Here is a 4,810-nt window from a genome sequence, read left to right on the forward strand (position 1 = left end):
ATAAGCAAACAGTCCTAATGTTGCGGCAACTATAATGATGTTGCCGGTAGCAAGTCCGTCAAGCCCGTCGGTTAAATTAACGGCATTTGAACTGCCTACTATCACAAGAAAGGCAAGAATATAATAAAAATATGATAAATTTATAATGGCGTTTTTTAAATAAGGAATACTTAACGACGTTGCAAATTTGTCATTGACCGGAAAGAAAAACAAATAACCTACTATTGCCAAAGTAATAATACTTTGAAAAATAAGTTTTTTTCTTGCCGATAATCCTTTCGGGTCTTTTTTTACAAGCTTCAAATAATCATCTAAAAAACCTATTGAACCGAAAGCAATTGTTGCACATAAAAGGAGTAAAATTAAATCGTTATCAAGTCTTGCCCAAAGAAGTGTTGAAATTACAACCGATATTATAACAATAATGCCGCCCATTGTCGTAGTGCCTGCTTTTTGCTGATGGTTCGAGGGAGCATAGTCCCTAACCGGCTGACCTATTTTATGTTTTTTTAATTTTTTAATAATATACGGTGCAATAATAAATGTAATTATTAAACTTGTTAAAATTGCTCCGCCTGCTCTGAATGTTATATATTGAAAAATATTTAACGGTGTCCAATATTCACTTAAAGGATATAATAAATGATACAGCATAAATTCTCCTTTTATTTATATTTTAATATAAAATTATTATATATTTTATCCAACTTTATTCCTCTTGAAGCTTTAAACAAAATTATTGCATTATTTTCAAAATCTTTTTCTATTTCTTTAAACATTTTTGTTTCGTTTAAAGAATTGTTTTCCTCAAATAAAAATACTTTTTTGTTTTTTATTTCGTCTTTTGTGAATTTTACTTTGTTTCCGAATAAATAAACGGATTTTACATAATCAAGTTCATTTATTGTTTTCCCCAATTGCTTGTGAAAATTATCGGAATTTTCTCCCAACTCAAGCATATCGCCGAGAACTAAAATTGCTGCACTTTTCGGATAAGAATCCTTTAAACTTAATATTGAGTTTTCCATTGAGCACGGATTTGCATTATATGCATCGTTTATCGCCTTCATTTTATTTTTGATTTCAATTGTTTGCATTCTCATTTTAGGCGGATTAAAATTTAATAAAGCACGTTTTATATCTTCAATTGAAAAATTTAATTTATATGCTACGGCTATTGCCGCCAAAGAATTTAAAACATTGAATTTTCCTTTCATTGTCACGGATAACGTTGTTATAAATTTACCGTTTATGAACAGATCAAACGAAGGATTATCATCAGATAGTTTTATATTATCCGCACGAACATTTGCTTCTTTTGTAAAACCGTAAGTTATAACATCTTGTTTTATTGACGGTAATATTTTGTGTAAATAAATATCATCAGTATTTAAAACCACAAAACCGTTTTTTGAAAGATTATCGATAATATGTATTTTTTCTTTTAAAACATTTTCCCTGTTTTTAAAAAATTCAAGATGAGAATCTCCTATATTTGTTAAAACCGCACAATCGGGGCAAACTATATTACTTAATGCTTCTATCTCGCCGAATTCGGAAGTTCCCGTTTCTATAACGGCATATTTATGTTGTTCCGTTAACTTGAAAACGGTTAAAGGTACTCCTATTCTGTTATTGAAATTACCTTCGTTGTTAAGAGTAACATCTTTTTGTTTAAAAATACTTGCAATAAATTCTTTTGTTGTGGTTTTTCCGTTGGAACCGGTAATTGCAACGGTAAAAACATTTTTAAATTTTTCTTTGTAGTGTTTTGCAATTTGTTCCAATGCTAATGACGTGTCTTTTACCTTAATAAAAACAATTGATTTATTTGAAGTGTCAATATCCTGTTTTGAATAAATAATAACGGATGCTTTTTTGTTTATTGCTTCGGGTATAAAATTATGTCCGTCTAAACTTTTACCTTCGATTGCAACAAAAACATCGTTTTCTTTTATTGTTCTTGTATCAATACTTATATTGTTTATTTTTTTATTTTCGGTAAAATTTAAAGCTTTACCGTTTGTCCGGTTTATTAAATCATTCAAAAATAAATTGTCCATTTTAATTATTTAATCCTAAAACGTTCTTTGCTTCCTGTTTGTCGTCAAAGTGAATTTTTTCTCTTCCGATAATTTGATAAGTTTCATGTCCTTTTCCTGCCAGTAAAACTATATCATCTTTTTGCGCATAATCAATTGCCTGCTTTATTGCCTGTCTTCTGTCAATAACTATTTTATAATTTTTATTGCCGGTTTCTACGGCACCTTTTTCTATATCTTTTATTATTTCAACCGGGTCTTCTTCTCTCGGGTTATCGGATGTAATAAAAACAAAATCACTCATCAAACATGCAACTTTTGCCATTTTCGGCCTTTTTGTTTTATCTCTGTTCCCGCCGCAACCGAATACGGTTATTATTCTTTTATGCTTCAAATTTTTAATTGCCGAAATAACATTTTTAAGCGCATCGTCCGTGTGAGCATAATCAACTATAACGGTTACGGCTTTTTGTTTTGAAATTATTTTTTCAAATCTTCCGGGCGCAGAAGCTGTTTTTTTTACGGAACAAATAAGTTCATCAAAATTAAAATTATTTGCCTTGCAAATACATATAACGGCCAAAATATTATATACATTATGTAACCCTATATGAGGTGTTTGTACTTTTTTATTGCCGTATATGCTTTTTAATTCAAAGCCGCTTCCGGAATTATCAAGTTTTAAATTATCCGCATTAAAATCAGCTGTTTTATCATATACTGAATAAGTTAAAATATTTACTTTTTCCGTTAATCGTTCAATTATTTTTTTACCGTAAAAATCATCGGAGTTTATTATAGCATACTTTTTATTGTTTTTTTCGTTATTTTTTAATGATGAAAATAAAATGTATTTTGCATTAAAATAATTTTCAATGTTTTTATGAAAATCAAGATGGTCCCGGGTTAAATTTGTCCATACCGCAATATCAAACTCAATATCTTTTACCCTTCCTAAAACCAATGAATGAGAAGATACTTCCATAATTAAATATTTAATATTTTGTGAAACCATTTCACTCATCATTTTAAACAAATCCAAAGACTGCGGTGTAGTATTGGGTGCCTCAATAACAACACTGCCGTATCTGTAATTTATTGTTCCTATAACCCCTATCGGTATCCCGAAATTTTTAAATACGGATTCGGTCATATATGTTATTGATGTTTTCCCGTTTGTCCCGGTAACACCTATTATTGTCATTTGTTTATCGGGATATCCGTAAAATTTTGCACTTGCTTTTGACATTGTATCCGAAACGTCTTCTACGACAACATTCGTAACAGACAAATTTTTTATTTCTTTATTTGATACTATACAAACTGCTCCGTTTGCAATTGCCTGTTGTGCAAAATCGCTGCCTTTTACATGTGTTCCGTCCAAAGCAAAAAATAAATAACCTTGTTTTATTTTTCGCGAGTCGTATTCAAGTCCTTTAATATCGATGTTTTTGTTTCCGATAAAAGCAGCTTTAATGTTAAAAAATAATTCCGATAAAATCATAAATTTTCTCTATTTTTTTATTTTTTTTGTTTCATTGTCTTTTTCTACATTCAAATACAGCATAAGCCGTTCGGCTATTTTTGCAAAAATGGGTGTTGCAACCGATGCCGCATAATAATCACCTTCCGGTTCATCCAACATTACAAGTATTACAACTTTGGGTTTTGTAGCAGGAATAATTCCGCAAAACGAAGCCAAATAATATTTTTTTGAATATTTCCCGGTTCTTCTGTCTATTTTTTGAGCAGTCCCCGTTTTGCCTGCTACGGAATATCCTTCTATTTTTGCACTTTTTCCGGTTCCGTTATCTACAACTCCTCTTAAAATTTTCAGCATTTGTGAACTTACGTCCTCGGATATTACTCTGCGTATGGGTGTGGATTTTCCGTATTCAATTCCATCAATACTTTTTATAATAGTCGGTTTCATTAACATTCCGCCGTTTGCTATTGCCGAAAAACTGTTTATTGTTTGAATAGGTGTTGCGGATATTTCCTGTCCGAATGATATTGTATGTAAACTTCTTCCGCTCCATAGGGAAGTATTTTTCAGAAGACCGTTTTCTTCACCGTTTAAATCTATTCCTGTTTTGCTTCCGAAGCCGAACAGTTTTATATACTTATAAAATTGTTCCTTTCCTAATCTTAAAGCAATTTTTGCCGTTCCTATGTTCGATGAATATTCTATTACCTGAGTAAATGTAATTAAATTCTTTCGTTCATGGTCCTTTATTACATCTTTACCGACTTGAAATCTTCCGTTTTCACAATTTATTTTATCCGTCGGTTTAAATATTTTTTCTTCCAAAGCGGCTGCTGCAACCACTATTTTAAATGTTGAACCCGGCTCGCGAACAAATGATATTGCGGGATTTCTTAAAATTTCCAAATTGGTAATTTTGTTTGAAGGATTATAATTCGGATAAGAGGCCATTGCCAATATTTCACCGGTATACGGGTTTTGAACAATAACGGTTCCGTTTTTTGCTTTTTTTCTTTTAACTCCCTGTTCAAGCTCCTGTTCCGCTATAAATTGTATTGTTTTATCTATTGTAAGTTGAACGTCTGCCCCGGTTAAATTTTTTTCGTCAATAAACTCATCATTAATATTTTTTGAACCTAATCTTTTTCTTTTAATTTTTATTTTTTGCCCCGCAAGCCGGTCATTACATATTTTCTCAATTCCTTCGGAACCGATTCCGTTTTTATTAACTATACCCAAAACATGCGATGACATATTTTTTTCCGGATACTGACGGACGTAA

Annotated in this window: 3 protein-coding genes and 1 pseudogene; all 4 read right to left on the reverse strand. The window is 31.2% G+C overall.

The annotated features are described in order from the left end of the window. Positions 1-654, reverse strand: a pseudogene (mraY, locus tag ACMUOV_RS05445) (phospho-N-acetylmuramoyl-pentapeptide-transferase); the annotation flags it as partial. 11 nt (positions 655-665) lie between these two features. After that, entirely contained in the window at positions 666-2,063 is a 1,398-nt protein-coding gene (locus tag ACMUOV_RS05450; protein ID WP_413854094.1) for a UDP-N-acetylmuramoyl-tripeptide--D-alanyl-D-alanine ligase, read from the reverse strand. A 1-nt stretch (position 2,064) separates the two neighbouring features. After that, positions 2,065-3,546, reverse strand: coding sequence for a UDP-N-acetylmuramoyl-L-alanyl-D-glutamate--2,6-diaminopimelate ligase (locus ACMUOV_RS05455; protein ID WP_413854095.1), 1,482 nt, complete (start codon positions 3,544-3,546; stop codon positions 2,065-2,067). Between the two features lie 9 nt (positions 3,547-3,555). Then, positions 3,556-4,810, reverse strand: a 1,255-nt coding sequence (locus tag ACMUOV_RS05460; protein ID WP_413854096.1) for a peptidoglycan D,D-transpeptidase FtsI family protein, incomplete at its 5' end; no start/stop codon positions are given.

The sequence above is a fragment of the Candidatus Ruminimicrobium bovinum genome, from assembly GCF_902760015.1.
GTDB classification, from domain to species: Bacteria; Elusimicrobiota; Endomicrobiia; order Endomicrobiales; family Endomicrobiaceae; genus Ruminimicrobium; species Ruminimicrobium bovinum.

Bases quoted from the DNA above. Each gene is read 5' to 3' on its own strand.
- ACMUOV_RS05450 (WP_413854094.1), bottom strand. From the start codon at position 2,063: ATGGACAATTTATTTTTGAATGATTTAATAAACCGGACAAACGGTAAA.
- ACMUOV_RS05455 (WP_413854095.1), bottom strand. From the start codon at position 3,546: ATGATTTTATCGGAATTATTTTTTAACATTAAAGCTGCTTTTATCGGA.